This window comes from Legionella bozemanae, assembly GCF_001648595.1.
Taxonomy (GTDB): Bacteria; Pseudomonadota; Gammaproteobacteria; order Legionellales; family Legionellaceae; genus Legionella; species Legionella bozemanae.
In genome coordinates this window covers 208113-229462 of sequence record NZ_LBAW01000001.1, presented here as the reverse complement: position 1 = coordinate 229462, position 21350 = coordinate 208113, and the positions used below count along the sequence as shown (strand labels likewise).

The following is a 21350-nucleotide window of genomic DNA, read 5'->3' as shown; positions in this document are numbered from 1 at the left end:
TGTATCAATTAGCTTTTAGAAAAAAAAGAGGATTTTTTGCTTCTTAAGTTATTCTTTTGGTTTTTGATTTTGAGCATTTTTTCTGTTTTTAACTATTTTTTTGCAGAAAATTAACACTATTGTGTTAATCTGTTATTGATAATCCATAGTACAATTTCAGTAATTTCTCTCAATTCATCTCAATGAGTTTTTTATGGGAAAATCAAAAATTGGTCTCATAAAACATGCTTTTTTTAACAATTCATTTAAAAAAAACGATTTTTCTTTTAAAGAAGAAGAATTTCGTTTAGACCAATTAAAATATGAGTTTTCGTCTTTATATCAAGTGATTATATCCAATAAATCGAATTGGGCAGAAGATAACCCCATAGTACTTTACCTGCACTTTTTGTGCGATTTGCTGATTTCTTATTATGAACTGGATTATGTGGGTTCTGATTTAGAAAAATTAAGACAATGTCGCAAAAAAATAGAAGAATTTTATAAAATAGGGCACGTACAAGAAAAACAAAAATCAATTGAAGGCTTCTCTGAGTTTATGCGAGAGGAATTACGGATGAATACCCAGGGGTGCCTGTCTTCGTTTACCAGCATTTCCAAGCTGCGCCAATATATTGGTACTATAAATACCAAGCGTTCCCAATTTTCCTACAGCCGTGGTTTAGCAAATTATGCAATTATTTATCTGCAAAAGAGTTCTATTTCTGAATTGATTCAAGAGATTAATAAGGTACTTGGCAATCAATACAGTTTTATCGAAGGTATTAATTTTTTAACCAAATCACGAGAAGCCATTACGGATTTGGGTATTTCGCTCTATGCACTTCGCTTTTTCATCAATTTAATATTGATGATCAAACATATTGTCGAGTCGGCAATAAGCGATGAATTATCAGTAAGAAAAGTGCTGAAGCAAGAAATGGAAAAGCGTGGCTTTACGATGGCCAATGACTTGGTTTGGGCGGTAGTTGGTTTATTGACGACATATAATAATTTTTTTCATATTGCTGAGACAGCTATTCCACTCATTACGCTTGCTTTTTTGACGTTTGATACGCTTTTGCTTTTAGCTCAATGGATTTTTGAAGCGTGTCAATATCATGATCGTATGCATGAATTGCAGGAGCAATTAAAAAAAGCAACAGTGTTCGAACAAGCAATTATTCAGCGCCAGATTGATGTATTAAACGACGAATGGGACGCTCAATGTACTTATTTTGCAATTAACGTTTTGGGAGCAAATATAATTGCCACCTCTTTTGCAATCAGTCTATTATGCACCGGGCCCCTTGCTTTAGCCGGACTTGCATTATTTAGTATGCTGGGTAATGCATTGTATAACACATCGGAAGAATATAAAAAATATCAGAAATCTTCTATTGCTGTGCGACGTGAAGTGACAAATGGTAACATTCTGGATAATGAGCATCATCACCAACTCATAAGAAAACTTAATGAAGAGTGCAATAAAAATTATTGTGAATTTTGGAAAAGTTTGGCATTCAATGTGGGTGGAATTGCATTTATTATCACTGCAGCTGTAGCGTCGTGGCCACTTGCGGTGGGTTTTACGCTTGTTTATGTGGCTTATCAATTCAATAATGCGTATCAAAAACAATTGCAAAATCAGGATGAGGTTCCTCAAGATATTTATCGTCTATTGAGCTTTAATTAGTCACAATAAACAACTTGGTGGTGCGCACTTTCTTTCATTTCTTGATCTAATCCTACGTACAGGGGCTTTCCTGTAAGTCCGTGATCTAATTTAAATTAAATCATGTTGTCTATAATTAAACATATAAAGGGGTTAAATCAGGAGAAAAAGATAAAATGAAAAAATTGGATTCTGCTAAAAAAGTTGATAAAGGGGGGCATAGCGCCAGCACGCAGAAGATTCTTAGCTCTCATACAACCCAGGCGGAACGCTCCGCATCTCGTGAACGTATTGACGATGCGGAAACTACTATGGGAAGCCCTAGCGCTCTTCGCCAAGCCCTTTTAAGTTTAAAAACAGAATATGAAAAAAAATACGATGAGCACTATAAAAAAAATAGTTACATAAGGGGGCTTATGGTGTTATTTCGCAATCCTGAACGAGTTTCAGAAATAGATTTTTTAATTTCACTGGCTAAAAAGAAGGATTGTCCCGATGAAGTTTTACTGCAAGCAGTACAATTAGTTCATGATAAAATCCAATTAAAAGAGCGTACGGAAGACGAAATTAGTATGCTTGACGAAATTTTAAATACATTACTTCAAGATGGAATAGAAATTGAACAAGAAGGCTTGGAAGCGTATCTGGAAAATCATAAAAAGGAACACCCTATGCCAGAGGAACTGGAATCTTTTTATAAAAATTGGAATCCAAATCAACGACATGGGCTCTAAAATGCTTACCGAGCTATAACATTATAATTTTTAAGGAATAAAATTATGACCATGACCACAGAATTATCTGGAAATGAAATATTTTATTTACAACTTAAAAATTATTCTTCTGGGTCTATTGTTGCAGGAAATAGCGTCCATTAGAGGTTAAAACCTATTTGTATCGTTAAGTTCCGTCCCAAGACGGACAGAGTTACCTCCTAAATTATTACAGTTTATTGATTATTAATGAATTTTTTAATAGTCGCACATTTTGCTAACATCTCTTGGAATTATGGGCTATTATTCAAAAACCCAAAATAAATAAGGAGATTATCATGTCACAAAGTTCTATGAATCAATTCTGTTGGAACGAATTAGCCACTGCGGATGTGAAAAAAGCTAAAGAATTTTACAGTAAAGTATTAGGTTGGCAATTTAAAGAAATACATTCTGGTGAAATGACATACACACTGATTCATGCCAACGATAAGGAATTTGCAGGTATATGGCAAATCCCTACAAATCAACAAAATGAAATTCCACCCCATTGGATGGCTTATATTTTAGTGAATGATGTGGCAGATACTCTAGCAAAAGCAAAACAAAATGGAGCTCAAGAAATAAAAGGCGTTACCCATGCTGGTGATATGGGGCTTTTTGCGATTATTAAAGATCCTACAGGGGCTCATATTGCATTTTGGGAAACAAAGTAAGAGGTTTTTATCACTGTAGCCTGGGTGAAGTGAAACGTAACCCGGGATGTTTTGTCATTGGCTCCGGAGGCACCTCTTTACCCCAGGCTACAATTTTTTTGATCCTAACTTTTATTCTTGTGATTGAGCTCTTGCCAAAGCTTATATATTTCGATTGCTTCGGGATGAGTGTGATAAGTCATTGGCAAATTTCTTTTCTGCCAGGGTTTAGCAAATTCATCATAAAAATTATCCAATGTGAAATATTTGCGATCGTCAATATAATATTTTTTATAATCATCTCTTAAAGTAATAAAAGTTACCTTTCGCGGGCTGCAATAATACATGGCGGCCAAACACATAGGACAAGGATGAGCTAAAATATAGAACTCACAATTAAGAAGATGTTCGGTGTGCAGTGTCGCAGTAGCTTTTCTTATAGCCACAATTTCTGCATGCGCAGTAGGATCGTTGGTTTGAGCTACCAGATTAGTTCCCTCTGCAATGATTTCACCATTTTCTACGATTAAACAGGCAAAGGGTCTTCCTCCTTGTTTTACATTTTCTTTAGCCAATTCGATAGTCTTTTTAATAAAATCCATTTTTTAAAGTCCTTAGAGTTGAAGTTATTTAAAAAGTATAGACCTTAATATTGAACCCAATCTTGCTCAGGTAGATTTTCCATGGGTAACAACTCATAAGTTTTGAAGACATCTCCATCTTGAGATAAAAGAATTGCAATAGGCCTGGTTTTTTCAAAATGGGCAAAGATAATCATCATCATGACCGTAATTGGCACTGAGAGGAACATTCCCAATATTCCCCATATTGCTCCCCAAACGGCTAAGGCGATTAAAATAACTAATGGGCTTAAGTTCAATGAGTTACTTAAGTAGCGTGGTTCAATCAAGTTCCCGACGATAAATTGAATTGCTCCCAGGCCTAGAATAATTTCAATAAAAGGAATCCAACTGGTGAATTGTAATGCTGCCAAAGCAGTTGGAAAAGCAATGGCAATAATCGCGCCTATATTGGGAATAAAATTGAGAAAAAAGATAAGAAGCGCCCAAAATTCGGCAAAATCTAATCCTACCCACTTCATGATTATCCAACTGGAAATTGCGGTGCCTATACTTAAAATGGATTTTAGGCCAAGGTAAGTCTGCGTGTTATTCACGATATGGCTAATGATATTGTTCATCAGCATGCGACCCTCCAAAGTAGGGAATAAGGCATCAATTTTTTTTAGAAAAAAATGTTGTTCAACAAATAAAAAGACAACATACAAGAAAATGAGTACCGTAGAACCAGCAAGTGTCGTAAACACCCCATACACGTTAACAAAAATCGTTTGGAGATTAAGGCTTTTGATTATGGTATTCATGCTTGTCAATACTTTTATATTAAATTTTTGATCAATATTGTTGAAAATTTTTAATAAATTTTCTTGGTAGCGACTGGACGCTGCAATAACATTATTGACATTATCCGTAATGATATTGATAAAAATGAAAGTACTCGCGACCGTTATTGCAAAAGCGACAATCATGCTCAGCCAATTGGGCAAAAAGGCACCTATCCTGGGTATTTGTTGAATGATGTTGCTTATCGTATTAAGAAGATGCCAAATAAACACCGCAATCACAAAAGGAATTAGCACATGACTCCCTACAATCAGCAAATAACCAACTATCCAAATAATAATTAATCCTGATGTAAAGAGAAGCGTTTTGCTCATAGATTAACTCCTAATGAGTTGGTTGAGCTGAATGACAATGGTTATTTTCGATACATCTTGACGCATGAGGCAAATCCTTTTGAATTTTATTATTCTTTCAGTAATATTAGCATTGATTGGTTAGGATAAGAATTTAAAAATAAAGATCAAAGAATTGATTTTTGAAATACATTGAAAGATTTATAGAGTCCCGGGCGCACATCATAGCGAAACCCGGGAGCTGTTTGGAATTTATTCTTATCAGAAGAGTCCTAGACCGCAAGTATCCTCAGAGCCGTCACTTCGAAAAACTTCTTGAGTGAGTTCCCTTTTTCTGTTGTTATAATTTTTACTGAACTCTGTCTTCAATCCAAGAGCATTTTTCTCTGTGTTAAAATATGACTCAACTGCAAAATACTGTTCCAGAAAAGCATTGATGTATGCCTTGAGTTTGTTCAAAATACCAGGAGCAGCCATTAATGTGGGCTCGTAACTATAGATTGCTGAGCGACAATCATTAGCAAAATCTCGAACGCGGCGTTGAAATTGAAGCAGGGGGATCCCCTCTTTAAAATCGTTATCAAACTGTCTTTTGGTTTCATTTAATTGGGCTTTTAGTTGTTGCACTGCATTAAGGATGTCTGGATGAAGAGGTTCCTCTCGATTCTTAGCTAATCTTTCTACATTGGCTAATTCATCAATTAACTTTCGAACTGTATTGTAAATTCGCGGGTTGTTTGTCGCTATCTCATCGAGTGCAGTGTTCGCTTTGTCATAGTATTTTTTAAAAAAATTAAACCCCATTTTAGTCACCCTCTAAATCTTATTTCTTTTTTATTTTCCGCAAATCGCAGAAATCTAGCTTATTTTATCCAAATAGACTATAAAATGATAGAGGAAGTCAAAATAAAATCACGAATTGATTAATATATTATCGTTTTGGTTTAAAATTGAAAAATAATATCTGCTATAAGTTCAGGACTATCCATATGTACGTGAGTACCTCGAGAAACTAAAGCTTCAGAGGGCTTACTTCTGCAGAAAACCTTGGGTTCCGCAGGCTACATTTATAGATTATAATCTCGTAGCCTGGCTTTTGAGACGAAGAATTTCATCACAAATTTGTTGGATACTCATTTCTTCGGTATTAACACACAAATCACAGTGATCCTGAAAATCAAATCGTTTTAACCAATGAAGTGCTGATCCTTTTAATCGATCGCCTCGAGCTTCCTCTCTTTGATTAATTACGTCTGCAGACGCATAAAGATAAACAAATAAAATTCCATATTGTTCCAATGTCTCTTTGTAACTTTTAAATTCATCCATGGTGGTAATGAAAGAATCAACGATAATATTGAACCCTTGATCCGCGATAAGTTTCAGGACACTTGGTATAGTTAAGTAGAGTTTTGAACATAATGCGCCCGGTATGATTTCATAAGTCCCATCAGGATATTTTTGTGCGTAGCAAATGTCATTAGGAATACATACTTTGGGATTATCAGGATGCAATCCCCCAAATTGGTCACCCAGCATACCCAAATACCCATCCGTACTAAAATTAAGCCAGCCGTTATCAAGCAAGTTTTGCAATTCTTGGCAAAGAGTTGATTTTCCTGAAGACGAAGTTCCACAAACTATAATAATCATTTTTTACCTTGAAGTAATGAACGATGTAGGGTCTGACCCTGCATTAGGGCTATACGAGAATTTTGTGAAAATCTTGCTTGAACTGCAACTTATTTTTTCCTGTTCCGAGTAGAAACGATAAGGTGGTTTTAATTAATGATCAAATAATGCTAAAGTACGTCATATTATTTATTTAATCAACAGAGGAACGAGTGGTGTTGCTGTTAGAAAAATATTTGCATGAAGGCATCAATTTTAAAAGAGCCGAAGAAACATTAGATGTAGGAATAAAGTTGATGAAGCAAACAAATGAAGAGAACGGTGATTCTACTCTAGTACAACAATCAAAAGAAAAAGTTAAGGAAATCATTTCCGAGTACAATAAAATTTATACTTCATCTTCATTATGGGCTATCAAGCAAACCAAATTAATGCAGGAGTTAAGGCAAAAGATGGCTGTAGAACAGCCAAAATCTGATGAGCCTGGAATGTCTAATGGCATGAATTTGAAGATATGATAAAAACAGCTGGAGATTACGTAGAATAAAAGGAGAAAGTATGGCGCATCATAATTCAATTCGTCCTGAAGATATATTGCCTGATGGAGTTGATAGCACATCCATCAATGGCAAAATAGTAAGAAAAGGCACAATTGCTGCTTTTTTAGCAAATGTTGAGGTTTTTGAAAAACAAGACGGTACAGAACAGCAAAAGCAAGAAGCAATGAAGGCAATGAAAGAGTTAGCGCCAGAAGTGATTGCAGTCGGTTTGCATCGGTATGTTGTATTTAAAAATAGAGAAATTGAGCAAATTCTTATAGATGCTGAATAAATAACTAAGGGTATGTTGAGCAATCATGCGTAGCCAACCTCCCGGAACGTAGACAGTGAGATGAATTGTTAACCCCTATAGACTTAATAGAAAGAACGATGTGATGCGTCTATAGCCGAGTAATATCACCTATACTATGTATTGAATTGATCATTATCATTTAATTTTATGAACCCACCAAATTATCAAAGCCTGAGCTGGGCCCATCCGCTCGTACAGCATTGGTTTATCCAAAAAGTAGGCCAACCCACTGAACCCCAAGAGCAAGGGTGGCCATTTATTTTAGCAGGTAATGATACGCTTATTTCTTCACCAACAGGTTCAGGGAAAACTCTGGCTGCATTTTTAGCGTGCTTGGATGGGTTGGTGCGCAAAGCCGTATCCGGAAACTTACAGGATATGACTGAGGTTTTGTATGTTTCACCGCTCAAAGCACTCAGTAATGATGTGCAAAAAAACTTACTCATGCCACTGGAGGAAATTACGACGTTAGCCAGGGCGCGCGGTATACATTTGCCAGAAATTCGGGTGGCAGTGCGAACTGGAGATACACCCACCGGCGAGCGCCGAAAAATGCTTAAACAGCCGCCGCATATTTTAATTACAACACCTGAATCCTTTTATATTTTATTAACCGCTGAGAAAAGTCGCATCAATTTGGCAAATATCCATACAGTGATCGTTGATGAAATTCATGCTTTAGCAAACAATAAACGAGGGACGCATTTAGCTTTATCTCTTGAGCGTTTGGAAGCCCTTACTTTAAAACCATTTATTCGCATTGGATTATCAGCAACCCAAAAACCTTTGGAAAAAGTGGCACATTTCTTAACAGGAGCTAAAAAAACAAAAATAAAATTGGTCAATATAGGACATGCACGCCAACTTGATTTGCAGGTTGTAGTGCCAGATAGCGAGCTAGCAGCTGTTGCTTCCAATGAAATGTGGGATGAAATTTATGAAAAAATTGCTGCTTATGCTCAGGAAAATCGTTCTACCTTGGTATTTGTTAATACACGAAAATTAGCAGAACGGGTTGCCCATCATTTAGAACAGCGTTTAGGCGAACACAAGGTCTTAGCTCATCATGGAAGTTTATCGCGAAAACTAAGGCTTGCAGCAGAAACAAAATTAAAAAGAGGTGAGCTGCAAGTATTAGTTGCCACCGCATCTTTAGAGTTAGGAATTGATATAGGAAGTATTGATCTGGTTTGTCAAATCGGATCGCCGCGTGCCATTGCTACAGCATTGCAGCGCATTGGTCGAGCAGGACACTGGCATGCTGCAATTTCTAAAGGACGCATTTTTGCGACCACACGCGATGAGTTGTTAGAGTGTGCCGCATTGGTTTATGCAATACGTGAAGGGGATTTGGATCAGTTAATTATTCCCAAAGAGCCCCTGGATATTCTGGCACAACAAATTGTGGCTGCGTGTGCTACTCAGGATTGGGAAGAGGACACGCTCTTTCATTATTTTAAAAACGCGTATCCCTATCAGCATTTAACGAGGGAAAAGTTTGACGAAATTCTTATGATGTTATCAGAAGGAATTGCCAGTTCGCGAGGACGTTATGGGGCGTATATTCATAGAGATCAGGTAAATCATATCATAAAAGCGCGACGTGGCAGCCGTCTTGCCGCAATTACAAGTGGAGGAGCAATCCCAGACAATGGATTGTTTGCGGTGATTGCAATGCCTGACAATGCGCTGGTAGGTACTTTGGATGAGGATTTTGCAGTAGAAAGTAATCGCGGCGACATTTTTTTATTAGGGACAAACTCTTGGAAAATACTGCGCATTGAAAATGGGCGCGTGCTTGTAGAAGACGCACATGGTGCGCCGCCTAGCGTACCTTTTTGGTTAGGGGAAGCGCCTGCGCGAAGCATTGAGTTATCATTACAGGTTTCGCAGATGCGCGAAAAAATAGACAAATTGTTGCCAGAAAAAAGTCCACAAATTGTTGATATAAAACATTACCCCGAAATTAAGGCAGCCATTGACTGGTTGATGAATCATTGCGGCCTGGATCATTCTGCTGCAGAGCAGTTACTGGAGTATGTCCGTTTGGGTCGACAAATTCTGGGGGCGGTTCCTACACAAAAAACAGTGATTGCTGAACGTTTCTTTGATGAAAGCGGTGGCATGCAATTGATAATCCATGCACCTTTTGGTGCTCGTATTAATAAGGCTTGGGGATTGGCTTTACGCAAGAAATTTTGCCGATCATTTAATTTTGAATTACAAGCTGCAGCTACTGATAACGGGTTAAATATTGCTTTGGCAGAGCAACATAGTTTTCCTTTATCTGATGTGTTTCATTTTTTGCATACAAACACGTTAAAAGAGGTTCTGATCCAAGCCGTATTGCAATCTCCCTTATTAGGGGTGCGATTTCGCGCAGTGGCCGCACGATCCTTGTCATTATTACGTTTTCGTGGCGGCAAAAAAACGCCTCCAAACATTCAACGTATGCTTGCAGATGATTTATTGGCTGCTGTTTTTCCAGATGCGGCAGCTTGCCAGGATAATTTGGGTGGACGTGATGTCATATTGCCCGAGCATCCGCTTATCGAAGAGACAATGAAAGATATTCTCACTGAAGCTTTAGACATCGATGGCTTCGCGGAAGTGATCCATGCTATTGAATCCAAGCACATTACGTGTCTGGCAGTAGATACTCCAGTTCCTTCCGTATTTTCCCATGAAATTTTAAATGCCAACCCCTATGCATTTTTGGACGATGCTCCTTTGGAAGAACGGCGATCGCGAGCAGTTGAAATGCGGCGCGTACTCCCTGAGGCTCTGTTGGAAGAAGTGGGGAAACTGGATCCCAAAGCAGTGACTGAGGTTCAAGAACAAGCCTGGCCAGATATTCGTTCTGCAGATGAGTTACATGACGTCTTACACACCGTGATTGTTTTTCCAGAAACAGTTCAATTGTCAGAGTATCAAGCTACTTTGCCTGCGTGGAAACACTATTTTATTGAATTACAGCAAGAAGGGCGAGCGGCATTAGCTACGGTTGCAGGCAAGAATTATTATGTAGCTGCAGAGAAAAAGAAGACTTTTCACAGTATTTTTCCGCAAGCACTATTTGTTAATGAAATGATTAATGTTGAGGAAGGACCAAGCTCACAAGATGAGGCCATTCTCAACACTTTACGTGGTTGGTTTTTGCATACGGGCCCAGTCACCCAAAAGGTACTAACTGAATGTTTGCAACTTCCTTCGCTGGATGTGGAACATGCTTTATTAAAATTGGAAGCCAGTGGCTATCTATTGCGCGGAAATTTCCGGACAGAGTATATTGGTGAAACCGAGTGGTGTGAACGTCGTTTATTAGCACGTATTCATCGTTACACTACAGAATCTTTGCGCAAACAAATCAAACCCGTGACTCGTGCACAATTTATGGCCTGGCTACTCAAGTGGCAACATGTAGCAAAAGGAAATCAGATGCGCGGCGAGAGCGGGTTGTTAGAGGTAATCAAGCAACTGCAAGGTTTTGAACTCGCTGCAAATGCATGGGAGTCTGATATTTTTCCTGCGCGTGTACACGATTATGATCTGTTGATGCTCGATAAACTGTGTATGAGCGGTCTTGTGGGCTGGGGACGCGTATCGCCTCATCCTGCTGTAGTTGTAAGCGAAGAAGCGAAAAAATCAAGACGTCTATCACCAACTCGAAATGCGCCGATTACCTTTTTTGTCCGCGAAGAATCCGATTGGATCCCACCGCATGCACTAGTGGATAATATCGAAGAAGTGAATAGTTTGAGCTATCCTGCACGTAATATTTATCAATTTTTACAAAAATACGGCGCTTCATTTTATGCAGACATTGTCCGTGGTACAGGAAATTTAAAAGTTGAAGTGGAAAATGGTTTATGGGAATTGGTTGCAGCGGGTATGGTCACCGCAGATAGTTTTGATAATGTACGCACCCTGATGAGTACAAAACGTAAATATCACGGTCGACATTGGCGCAGACCTCTGTTTCCACTCAGTACAGGTCGTTGGTCTTTATTGCATGTACATGCGCAAGCTGATCATGAAAAAAGGGTAGAAGCCGCATGTTGGATGTTGCTGAAACGCTACGGTGTTGTATTTCGTGATTTACTCGCGCGTGAAAAAAATATTCCACGTTGGCGAGATTTGCTGATTTTCTTACGACGTCTTGAATTACGTGGTGAAGTGCGTGGCGGTCGTTTTGTTGATGGATTTTTAGGCGAACAATTTGCATTACCTTATGCTGTGGATTCGTTACGAGCTATGCGAAATGAGGAGCTTGATGAGGTGCCACAAACCATTTCATCTGTGGATCCTTTGAACTTAATAGGAATTGTATTGCCTGGCGAGAGAGTTTCTGCTGCGATAAAATCGGAGATACAGCTAATTGGAGGGCAAGTTGCTTCACACCTGTAGGGAGTGCTCAGTTGATATGTAATAACCTTGCCTACGTCCCGCGGCGTGTCCGCGGGCTCCAGCTTCAGCGGCCATTCAAGGGATATTGTGTTGATGTTGCATGAAGATCGGATCTGGATTCCGCGCATAAAGCGCGGAACGTAGGCTTTTTGATTTTCGGAATGTAGCTATCCTTATGTGTTTTCTATTTTATTCCAGTAATGTAGCCTGGGTGCAGCGAAGCAAAACCCAGGTTGAGAAGTTTTATTTAAATATAGAAATTCCAGGTTCCGCTGCGCTGCACCCAGGCTATATTACTTTTCTACATGTCATGATTAAATTTCATAACTTTGTAAGAATTTGACGCCCTTATGTAAAAGTTCGGCTTTGATCTTTTTAAAATCATCTTCATTTAAAGGTCTGGTTGCATCTTCAATTAAATAGCATGTGAAACCTTCCTGAAGCGCATCTTTTATCGTGAAGTAAACACAAATATCAGCACATAAACCACAAAAATAGAGCTCTGTAATCCCTTTTTCCTGGAGATAACCACTTAAACCAATATTTCTTTTATGGCCATTATCATAAAAACCGCTGTAACTGTCGATTTCAGGGTTCATGGCTTTTCTAAAAATAGCAGCTACAGGCCTTGTTTCAAGGGTGGGATAAAATTCTGCACCCAAGGTTCCTTGGACACAATGATCAGGCCATAATATTTGCTCTATTCCGTGTAACATCATTTTTTCAAAAGGCTTTTTTCCAGGATGATTGGAAGCAAAACTTTTATGATTTTGCGGATGCCAATCCTGAGTAGCAACAATCAAATCGAACTTAGGCAGCAGCTGATTAATTATCGGAACAATAGAGTCCCCTTGCGGAACTGCTAGAGAACCACCTGGCATAAAATCATTTTGTACATCCAGAATAATTAAGGTTTTCATTCGTATGTTATTTTTTATATTTTTTAATGAGTTCATTCCGTTTTATTTTAAGCTGCTGGCTTAATCCTACCTGATAGGAGCTTGGTTTTTCAAATCTTTTATACTCTTCAGGTAGCTGGCCTAACCGCTTTTTACTGTATTCCGCAATTTGCTCCAGTGTTTTCAATGGCATTAATCGCTTGCCGTTTTCCATGACTTTTTGCAATAAAGGCTCTTGCTGATCATGATCAAGAGACAATAATTTTTCTGTTTCAAAAGGAGCATACACTCCATCTAAATTCGTCTCATTCATTAAGCCAACCACATCAACCCCTAAAAAAGTGTTTTCATGTAATAACCTGAAAACCTGTTTTTTATAAGGCAAGGTGATTTTAGTTTTTGACTCCGAAAGTTTAAGCCGGGGTTTTTCATTCGCAAAAGCCAGTTTATATACACCGTCCAAAGCAGCATCTGGAGCGCCAACAACTAAATTTGTACCCACCCCAAAAATATCAATAGGTGTTTTCTGGTCACGAAGGGTTTTTATTCTCGTTTCATCCAATTGATTGGAGGCTACAATTTTTACATAATGTAAGCCTGCTTCATCCAACATTTGGCGTGTTCTTTTTGCCAAATCTTCCAAATCACCACTGTCTAAGCGAATGGCTTGCAATCGATGGCCGCGTTGTTCCATTTCTTTGCCCACACGAATTGCATTGGGTACACCACTTTCCAAAGTGCTGTACGTATCAACCAGAAGGGTACAATTAGCAGGCCAGACTTCAGCAAAATCACGAAATGCAGCTAACTCGCTATCGTAACTTTGGATAAATGAATGCGCCATGGTTCCGGAGATAGGGATATTATAATCACGTCCTGCGCATACATTGCTTGTTGCATCAAACCCGCCAATAATTGCGGCACGACTAGCATAGTAGCCTCCAGGACCTTGAGCTCTGCGCAAACCAAAATCAACGAGCCGACAATCGCCTGCAACATAGCGAATACGGCTTGCTTTTGTCGCAATCAGCGTTTGAAAATTAAGTAAATTCAAAAGAATTGTTTCGATGAGCTGTGCTTCAATCATATTGGCTTCAACGGTGACTACGGGGGAAGTGGGGAAAACTAAATCTCCTTCAGATGGCGCATAAACAGTTCCATTAAAGCGAAAGTTCTTCAGATAATCGAGAAAGTCAGGATGCATTCCTTTACTTTGTAAAAAATGAAGGTCCCGTTCGTTGAAATGATAGTTTTCTAATATTTCCAACAAGTCTGCTAAGCCAGCAAAAACTGCATATCCTGAACCGAATGGAAGTTTTCTGAAAAAATAATCAAAAACAGCGGTATTATTTTTGTTCCCTTTCAAAAAATAAACTTGTGCCATGGTGAGTTGATATTGATCAGTATAACTTCCAGTAAAATCAAACATTTGGGTAATTATCCTTGTTTTGCGGCAATAAAAATCCAGGTAGTGGTAAAAGCTCGTTATATTGCCATAATAATTGGTGAAATACACTTCCAGGGAGTATTAACAAGAATAATGTAGCAAGCGGTTTGTTACTCTAGATTTAAAATAATTATTTTGTTATATATTTAGAAAAAATGTCGATAATTTGCATTGATTGTTGACTGAAATTTGTCATGTTCCGATTTTCTGCGGTTTATTTTTTTGCAATTGCTTTTTTACCTTGAGTTGAGGTTTCTTAATAACTACTCAATAAGACATGGAGTGAAGAGGATGAAAGTCTATGAGTTAAAAAAACATGTTGATGAACTATTTAAAAGCAAGATGGATCCATTAGAAAAACCGAGAGAAATCATCGATTTCATCTCAAAATTAGTTGCGATACTTGAACCGCTTGAGGATGAACGTGAATGTTATCCTGAAATGATGCCTCCTGTTAAAGAGCTTATTGAGCAATTTTGGCATTGGATTGTATGTAATGTACCGCATGATCAATGGAGAGGGGGTATTTATGTCACTCCTTGGCTTTCGTTACAACAGCTTTTAGTTGAAAAGGGTTTATTAGCTGCTGATTTTCATCATCCTATTCTGTATGAAGTACTTAAAAATCAGTTCAATCACTTGGCAGGAAACTGTTTGAAAATAGCGGAACTCATGCCGTTACTTATTCGTGCCAGTCGAATGCTTGGTTATATGGAGCCCGCGGAGAAGGGTTATCCTTTTGAAAAATTGCATGCAGGAGTCGCTGCTCAAAAACCACAAGAGCTTGCAAAAATAAAAGATATCATGTTTTTGCTGAGAGCATCTCTTTATTTACTTTATAGATATTGCACTGTGGAGCAATTAGCATTAATGCCTTTTTTGATTTATTTTAGAGATGTTACTACAGAGGAAGAGCGGCGTTCTGAATGCGCGATTTTTAATTATTTAACCCAAAACTCAGCAGATTGTATCGAATTTTTTAATACTTATGATGACTACATCGATACCCGCTCAATTGCGCTTATTGATGCATTGCGACATGTATCTGCTTGGATGCCTACCAAGCGCTCAGATTTTCTAAGTGCTACGAACCGAAGTCGTTGGATTTACCCTTTTATTCAGCAAGCAAGGCTTGCTCAAATTGATACAGGGGATAATTTAAATGCTGGAGATGGTTTAATAAATAGTACACTTCATTTGTTAGAGCAGGATTTTGCAACTCGAAAAGATCAATCATTTGCTGGTGCTTTGAATTTTACCACTGCAGTCAAAAGACAAATGCGAGTCCTGACAAATCAAGAGGTAAAACTTGTTCATTCAGCAGTTTGTTTATTTGGTTTCAACCAATATATAAAACATCGTGAAGAAGATCCGCGCGGTGACAAACATTCTTTTTTATCGTTCTCTGGAGAGACAAAATGCCATGCCGCTGAAAAAAGAAAGTTGGCCATTCTTGGCAGGCCTACTAGGTTTAGCTTCTTTGAAACCTTGGCTATAAAGCAAGGACGTTTGAAAAAATTGGTTGATTTTCTTGAGGAGACACCAGAAACGGATTCACAAGATTATGCTTTGTTGATGACTTAACTAATAGGTCACTCATGCCTTTTATTTCTATCAGTAATTAACACTGGTTATTCTGCGGGTGGTAAAAGAACATTCATGGGGGCAGCCATAATCCAAGACAACTCCCTAAGGATATATTTAGTTTCACTGAAACTCGCACCGCTTTACATGCCGCGGTTGAAAAAGCAGTTAACCAAAAAGGGGGTCAATACAAAATTATAAACCTCATTGTCCAATCCCAGGAGTATTAAAAACAACTCTGGAATCTCCACAATGTATTGTAGATTTTATTAAAGCAGAACGCCTTATAATAAAGGCAAAAATGACTCATAATGAAGAAGTTATTGATTTAGTTAAAAAACATGAAAGTAGAGAGTCTTATAAAAAAATTTACCAATCGGTAAAAATGATGGTGATGAGCTCCAGAAAGCATACAATTTACTCCAGGACTACAGTACTGTTTTATATAAAAATTTTTCCATTTGAAATTTGCTTTTCCATAGCGTGTAACATATATTTATTATTAGCTTCTGTACCTTAAAATCATTTTTTAAGTTATTTAGAAAAGGAGTTCTTATGCGCGTCATTAATAAGCTTTCACTAGCAACAGTGTTAGGTGTTTTGGCGATTTCACCTAGTGTTTACTCTGCAGAAATCCCTGACATTTCCGGCTCATATAAATGTTCCTATCACGATCCCTTTACTACCCCTAATGATGGAACCGAAACTGTAGTGTTCAAAAAAAATGGAGATGTTTATAAAATTTCAGGAATTCCTACAGGAAGCGTATTTCCATATTATATTGGTAAAGGCATATTTAATAAAAATGTCGGGAATGCGATTGGCTATATCTTTTGGCAACCCAAATCTCCATCTGTAACAACGATTCAATTGTTCACTATCAAACCTGATGGTTCTTTGGATGGTGTTTTTGCAGAAAGCAATAAGGATAAAGGTGGTACTGAAACATGTACTAAAGCAGCGCAACAATAATAGAGCGTTATTCACATAAGATGATTATGAGAAAAGGAATTTTATTATGAAAACTGTGATTCAAAGTGTTTATTTAGTTGCTGCATTATCTCTGCCTACTTTAACGGCCTATGCAGACACCAGTACAGGCAATACCAATACTTCAAATTCGACAACGAATACTGATGCTGCATCAAGCAATACCAGTACCTCGACAAGCAAAGCGGGAGCCTCTTCTTTTTTAGGTGATTATCAATGCCAACGTGTTGATGCCTCAAATAATACAGCCTCTTATCCTCTTACAGTATCAAAATCAGGGGATACTTATACCTTACAATGGGAAAATAGTAATGGGGATCCTGTTCTTTACGGCACAGGAGTGATGCATCCTAATATGACTAATGTTGTAGCGACCTCATTTTGGGATCCAAGAAAGCCGGATACAATTGGTATTCAAATGATTGAAATTAAGCCAGATGGCTCATTACAATCCAATTGGGTTGTCCAAACAGACAATCAAGTTGGATCAGAGACATGTACTCGAAGCAAGTAGTTGAATCTTTTCATAATCAGCAAAATAAAAGGGGTTACCATTAGTAATCCCTTTTATTTTGTTGATAAAAGGGCACTCATTGCATATGCAGCAATTGAAGAACAGGGCTTATAATCTATTTCTCATTTTATAATAGAGAATGGCAAGGGGTTCTTTGAGAAAATAACGTGACAGATATTTGTTCTTTGTCCAACATGTGCTTTTTACTGCGGGTGAGCTAATCACTTTAATCCCCAATCTTTGCGCGACTAGAATGGCTCTGGGTGCATGAAAAGGTTCGGTTACCAATATAATGGATTTAAATTTATTCGTTTGCAATATCTTTTTGGAAAAAAGAAAATTTTCATAAGTAGAAGTTGAGGCTGGTTCAAGCAGGATGTCTTTGGCAGGGACACCTAAAGAGAGCGCAATTTTTTTCATGGTGTGTGCTTCATTTGCCCCGTCTTCGATGTCAGTACCACCAGTAAAAAGAAGTTTAGGGGCATAGTTCGCTTTATATAAATCCACTGCATGTTTTACACGAGCTACGAGGCACAGATTGTATGAGTTATTGCGATAAGCTTTTGCTCCGAGTACCAAAATAACCTCTGCGTGTTTTTTTTCATCGTTTTCCGCATTTTTTATAATATAAAGAGCAAGAAAAGAATAAACAATAATGAATGTGAGTAAGACAAAAATACCTATTTGCATGAGAAATTTCATGAAGCACTCTAAATACATAATTAAATAATGGGGTTGGTCTCTGATCGAAGAGCAATTTTATCATCATTGTATGGAGGCTGAATCGAAAGAACAAGCTAAAAACTATGGCTTAACTATGTAAATGGGTTAGGGTACCTAATTGCATGATATAAAATCAAAATACTCCTTCGCACTTTCTGCCTGAGAGAGCCTCACAAAATTTTAACCAGGAAAATAAGTATTCTACAGTCTACAGTGCTGTCTAAAAGGCGGTCATCCCTGCGCAGGGATGACCACTTTTGGCATAACTGAAATCTTACTACCTTTTTATAATCAGTAGTGTTGGTGGTATCGTGGGTATGGGGTGTTGTTTTCTACTACAACACTCGGTGGTGGTGTCCATCGATAAACATTTTTCCATCTTGAGTGATGATGGTGGCGATGGAACTTGAATCGTGGATAATCATGATGTGAATGATAATAAGCGAAGGCTGTCGTAGTGGAAAATAACGTAACTGTGCTTAATATCCCACACAGTAATAATTTTTTAATCATTTTGTATTCCCCTCTTAGATTGTTATTGAAGCCTAGTCTAAATAACAAATGTAACAGGGATATAACAAGGTACACTGTAATTGTAACAAAGTTGTTACAAAGGGAGTGTAACTATAGTGTAGTCTGATGCAGCGTAGCGGTACTCAGGAAATATACATAAGCATCTCTCATTTTCATTTCTGCACCAGGTACGTTTTTAAGGATAAGCGATTCGTTTTTTTTCTTCTTCTCCTTCTTCTTCCTCTTCTTCTTTGTCATTATTAGCACTAGTTACTACTTCATATAAATCGACAGTCTCCTCAGGAACATTGGGAGTTATACAATTCGCGATCCCTTTTGCTAATAAAAAAGCAGCACAGGGACTAAAACACGCTGTAACGCATAGAGTGACGGGCAAGGTTGCAAGATAGGTTATTGTTGTTGAATACGGTACACCACTTGCACGTAATATATAATAGATACCAAGATGTACGCCGCTACCTAAGGCCATCATTGTTAGGCTTGTACATTTTTTAAAACAACAGTCCACTTCAATACGGGAAGAGCGGTATTTAACTTCTTCTTTACGTTCTTTCACATTGGCCCAATAAATGTGTTCATGTTGCTTCACTAATTCCTGTACAGGAGGATTGATATACTCATTTTCTATTTGGGGAGGTAACTTTTTATTCCCATATAAAGTAAAAAAAAGATGAGGGTTTGTTTTCTTGATTACTTCTGCTGTCAGAGTGATTAACTTGGGGATTTGTTTTGGTTGAGCTTTATTTTCAAACATTTATCGTACCTTATCCTTAACTGAAAAAAATTTCATTATATATTAATAAGCTACTGTGTCATTATTTTGTTCAAAATTTAAAAAGAAAATTATATAAAAATATGATGTTCGAATGTGTCATTAGTTATATGATTGGATTAAATTACGAAAATGGTTCAAGATTGGGGAGAAAAATGAGGGATTTTTTTCATGGTATGAGTTATATGTTACGTGGAATTCGTCATCTTTTTACTCGAGGATTGAAACGTTTTGTTCTATTGCCTTTAGCGATTAATTTTATAATGTTTGCGGGCTTGTTTTACCTGATTTATCATTATTTGTTGCCCTATGCTTATCACTACATTGATAAACTTCCTTCTTGGTTAAGCTTTCTCAGCACTGTTTTTTTTATTATTTTTATCCTGAGTTTTTTCTTAATGTTTTTATCACTTTTTACGGTGTTTTTTAATTTAATCGCAGCGCCTCTAAATGGGCTTTTAGCTGAGAAAACACAAAATATATTTTTTGGAAGTGCTATTCCATCTTTACCATTTCATAAAATCGTATTTCGTAGTATAAAACGTCAAGTTGAGTTTCTTAGCTATTTTTTACCTCGTTTTTTAGTGATAGGAGTTTTATTTTTTATACCTTTTCTACAGCCTATTTATCCTTTTTTATGGTTTCTTTTTAATGCATGGATATTGAGTATTCAATATCAAGATTTCGCTATGGATAATAATCTTATTAGCTTCAAAGAAACACGTAAAAAAGTCGCCGGCAGCAAAATGTGTTCACTTGGATTAGGTTTTTCTATAAATCTGGTCAGCTTTATACCCATCTTAAATATATTGACCCTGCCTGCAGCGGTTATAGGAGGTACTATGCTTTACTGTGATCTCAATAAACACTTACTTAAACCCCTTAAACGCATAAATTAGGGGCAATAAACATGAAGGGCATCCGTTTTTTGATAAGAAACTTTGAGAAATAAAGGATAAATAACTGACGACACCTCTGTTTAACAGATCCTGGGGAATATAAAGAACACTCGTGTGGACAAGCGGCCTACAGAGGGTACCAGGTGTGATATAGTTAAATCTGGGGCCCTCTGTGCTGTAATGCTGCAAGCCAAGAATTAATAGGCTTGAACTACGATTTTTCCTACTGCTTTTCCTGACTCAAGTAACGCATGGGCTTTCTCGATGTTCTCGAAGTAAAAAAGATGAGGGTCAATGAGTGGATTTAAATGGCCATCTTCTACCATGCTTGCGATTTCTTTTAAAATTTTGCCATGTCGTTCGCGTTGTACATTATGTAATAATGGCAATAACATAAAAACAGCATGGAGACTGGCCGATTTGCTATGTAAAGGTGAAAGATCATGCTGGGATGCTGCCTGAATGCTGATTACGTTTCCATACATGGCAACTGCAGTCAATGATTTATCAAGATTTTCTCCGCCAATTGTATCAAATACCACATCAAATCCCGCACCATTGGTAAAGCGACTTACATAATCGTGGACTGAATCAATCCGGTAATTGATTGCTTCTTTGGCTCCGAGCGATTTTGCTATCTCTGCTTTATCTAAAGAAGATACAGTGGTGTATACGTCTGCACCAGCCCATTTTGCCAGCTGAATTGCAATATGTCCAACCCCGCCTGTACCTGCATGAATTAGCACTTTTTGTCCAGATTTAATTTTAATCTTTTCAAATAATGCCTCCCAGGCAGTGATTGACACCAGAGGTAATGCAGCAGCCTCAACCATACTCAGTTTCTTTGGTTTTTTTGCAATGAGCCTGGCATCAGCAAGCATAAATTCAGCTAAAGCCCCGCTTTCATTGAGAAAGCCGCCTGCACATCCATAAACCTCATCGCCGGCTGTAAACTCAACAACTCCTTCACCCACTTCTTCAACGATACCTGCTACGTCACCATGCAAGACTGCTGGGAATTGAGGTGAAACCTGACCGTATTTACCCGAGCGAACTTTACAGTCAACAGGATTAACACTCGTGGCAATAACGCGAATGAGCACATAGCCTGGTTTAATTTTTGGTTTGGGGAGTTCAATTGTTTCAAAAACTGAAGAATCACCAAAAGATGATATAGCTTGTGCTTTCATAGCGTCCTCCTAACTTGATGCACCAGACGTTTTATTAAAAATTGTGAAGAGAATAGATTCATCTTCATGCAATGCAGAAATAACATTCTAAAAAAATCGCAGAACATTTTCCAGCAACTGTTGATTAT

19 protein-coding genes are annotated in these 21350 nt (G+C 37.8%); 10 read left to right on the top strand and 9 right to left on the bottom strand.

Annotated features, from left to right (window positions below):
* The first annotated feature begins 193 nt into the window (after positions 1-193).
* The 3 genes from A8O27_RS01935 to A8O27_RS01925 all read left to right on the top strand — a co-directional run bounded on the left by A8O27_RS01935 (position 194) and on the right by A8O27_RS01925 (position 3083).
* Positions 194-1675: a hypothetical protein gene (locus A8O27_RS01935; RefSeq protein WP_058460293.1), complete on the top strand. Its 1482-nt coding sequence runs from the start codon at positions 194-196 to the stop codon at positions 1673-1675.
* Between the two features lie 155 nt (positions 1676-1830).
* The gene (locus A8O27_RS01930; RefSeq protein ID WP_058460294.1) at positions 1831-2388 is read left to right on the top strand and encodes a hypothetical protein; all 558 of its coding nucleotides are present in this window, start codon (positions 1831-1833) and stop codon (positions 2386-2388) included.
* A 317-nt stretch (positions 2389-2705) separates the two neighbouring features.
* Positions 2706-3083, top strand: coding sequence for a VOC family protein (locus tag A8O27_RS01925; protein WP_058460295.1), 378 nt, complete (start codon positions 2706-2708; stop codon positions 3081-3083).
* A 104-nt stretch (positions 3084-3187) separates the two neighbouring features.
* Here A8O27_RS01925 and A8O27_RS01920 read toward each other — a convergent pair whose 3' ends face one another.
* The 4 genes from A8O27_RS01920 to A8O27_RS01905 form a co-directional block, all read right to left on the bottom strand.
* Positions 3188-3664 (bottom strand): nucleoside deaminase, encoded by a 477-nt coding sequence (locus tag A8O27_RS01920; RefSeq protein ID WP_058460296.1) that lies wholly within the window; start codon positions 3662-3664, stop codon positions 3188-3190.
* Positions 3665-3708: 44 nt separating this feature from the next.
* On the bottom strand, positions 3709-4800 hold the full coding sequence (locus A8O27_RS01915) for an AI-2E family transporter (RefSeq protein WP_058460297.1): 1092 nt from the start codon (positions 4798-4800) through the stop codon (positions 3709-3711).
* Positions 4801-5040: 240 nt separating this feature from the next.
* On the bottom strand, positions 5041-5583 hold the full coding sequence (locus A8O27_RS01910; protein ID WP_058460298.1) for a hypothetical protein: 543 nt from the start codon (positions 5581-5583) through the stop codon (positions 5041-5043).
* A 270-nt stretch (positions 5584-5853) separates the two neighbouring features.
* Positions 5854-6432, bottom strand: coding sequence for a phosphotransferase-like protein (locus A8O27_RS01905; RefSeq protein ID WP_058460299.1), 579 nt, complete (start codon positions 6430-6432; stop codon positions 5854-5856).
* Between the two features lie 194 nt (positions 6433-6626).
* On the opposite strand from A8O27_RS01905, the gene A8O27_RS01900 reads away from it, so the two are divergent.
* The 3 genes from A8O27_RS01900 to A8O27_RS01890 all read left to right on the top strand — a co-directional run bounded on the left by A8O27_RS01900 (position 6627) and on the right by A8O27_RS01890 (position 11670).
* Positions 6627-6929, top strand: a complete 303-nt coding sequence (locus A8O27_RS01900; protein WP_058460300.1) for a hypothetical protein — start codon at positions 6627-6629, stop codon at positions 6927-6929.
* A 40-nt stretch (positions 6930-6969) separates the two neighbouring features.
* Positions 6970-7242 (top strand): hypothetical protein, encoded by a 273-nt coding sequence (locus A8O27_RS01895; protein ID WP_058460301.1) that lies wholly within the window; start codon positions 6970-6972, stop codon positions 7240-7242.
* Positions 7243-7410: 168 nt separating this feature from the next.
* Entirely contained in the window at positions 7411-11670 is a 4260-nt protein-coding gene (locus tag A8O27_RS01890; protein WP_058460302.1) for a DEAD/DEAH box helicase, read from the top strand.
* Positions 11671-11984: 314 nt separating this feature from the next.
* On the opposite strand, the gene pncA is transcribed toward A8O27_RS01890, so the two are convergent.
* Positions 11985-12590: a bifunctional nicotinamidase/pyrazinamidase gene (gene pncA, locus A8O27_RS01885; protein WP_058460562.1), complete on the bottom strand. Its 606-nt coding sequence runs from the start codon at positions 12588-12590 to the stop codon at positions 11985-11987.
* 7 nt (positions 12591-12597) lie between these two features.
* The gene (locus A8O27_RS01880) at positions 12598-13998 is read right to left on the bottom strand and encodes a nicotinate phosphoribosyltransferase (RefSeq protein WP_058460303.1); all 1401 of its coding nucleotides are present in this window, start codon (positions 13996-13998) and stop codon (positions 12598-12600) included.
* Between the two features lie 309 nt (positions 13999-14307).
* Here A8O27_RS01880 and A8O27_RS01875 point away from each other — a divergent pair, with 309 nt between their 5' ends.
* The 3 genes from A8O27_RS01875 to A8O27_RS01860 all read left to right on the top strand — a co-directional run bounded on the left by A8O27_RS01875 (position 14308) and on the right by A8O27_RS01860 (position 17104).
* A complete protein-coding gene (locus A8O27_RS01875; RefSeq protein ID WP_058460304.1) occupies positions 14308-15600 on the top strand; it encodes a hypothetical protein in 1293 nt (430 codons plus the stop codon).
* 555 nt (positions 15601-16155) lie between these two features.
* Complete coding sequence (locus A8O27_RS01865; protein WP_058460306.1) at positions 16156-16572, top strand: hypothetical protein; 417 nt, start codon at positions 16156-16158, stop codon at positions 16570-16572.
* A 46-nt stretch (positions 16573-16618) separates the two neighbouring features.
* Entirely contained in the window at positions 16619-17104 is a 486-nt protein-coding gene (locus tag A8O27_RS01860) for a hypothetical protein (protein ID WP_058460307.1), read from the top strand.
* 108 nt (positions 17105-17212) lie between these two features.
* Here A8O27_RS01860 and A8O27_RS01855 read toward each other — a convergent pair whose 3' ends face one another.
* Positions 17213-17806, bottom strand: coding sequence for a YdcF family protein (locus A8O27_RS01855; RefSeq protein WP_058460308.1), 594 nt, complete (start codon positions 17804-17806; stop codon positions 17213-17215).
* Positions 17807-18536: 730 nt separating this feature from the next.
* Positions 18537-19115 (bottom strand): hypothetical protein, encoded by a 579-nt coding sequence (locus A8O27_RS01850; RefSeq protein WP_064115052.1) that lies wholly within the window; start codon positions 19113-19115, stop codon positions 18537-18539.
* Positions 19116-19288: 173 nt separating this feature from the next.
* Here A8O27_RS01850 and cysZ point away from each other — a divergent pair, with 173 nt between their 5' ends.
* Positions 19289-20032 (top strand): sulfate transporter CysZ, encoded by a 744-nt coding sequence (cysZ, locus tag A8O27_RS01845; RefSeq protein WP_058460309.1) that lies wholly within the window; start codon positions 19289-19291, stop codon positions 20030-20032.
* A gap of 197 nt (positions 20033-20229) precedes the next feature.
* Here cysZ and A8O27_RS01840 read toward each other — a convergent pair whose 3' ends face one another.
* On the bottom strand, positions 20230-21222 hold the full coding sequence (locus A8O27_RS01840; RefSeq protein WP_058460310.1) for a zinc-dependent alcohol dehydrogenase family protein: 993 nt from the start codon (positions 21220-21222) through the stop codon (positions 20230-20232).
* Between the last annotated feature and the right edge of the window lie 128 nt (positions 21223-21350).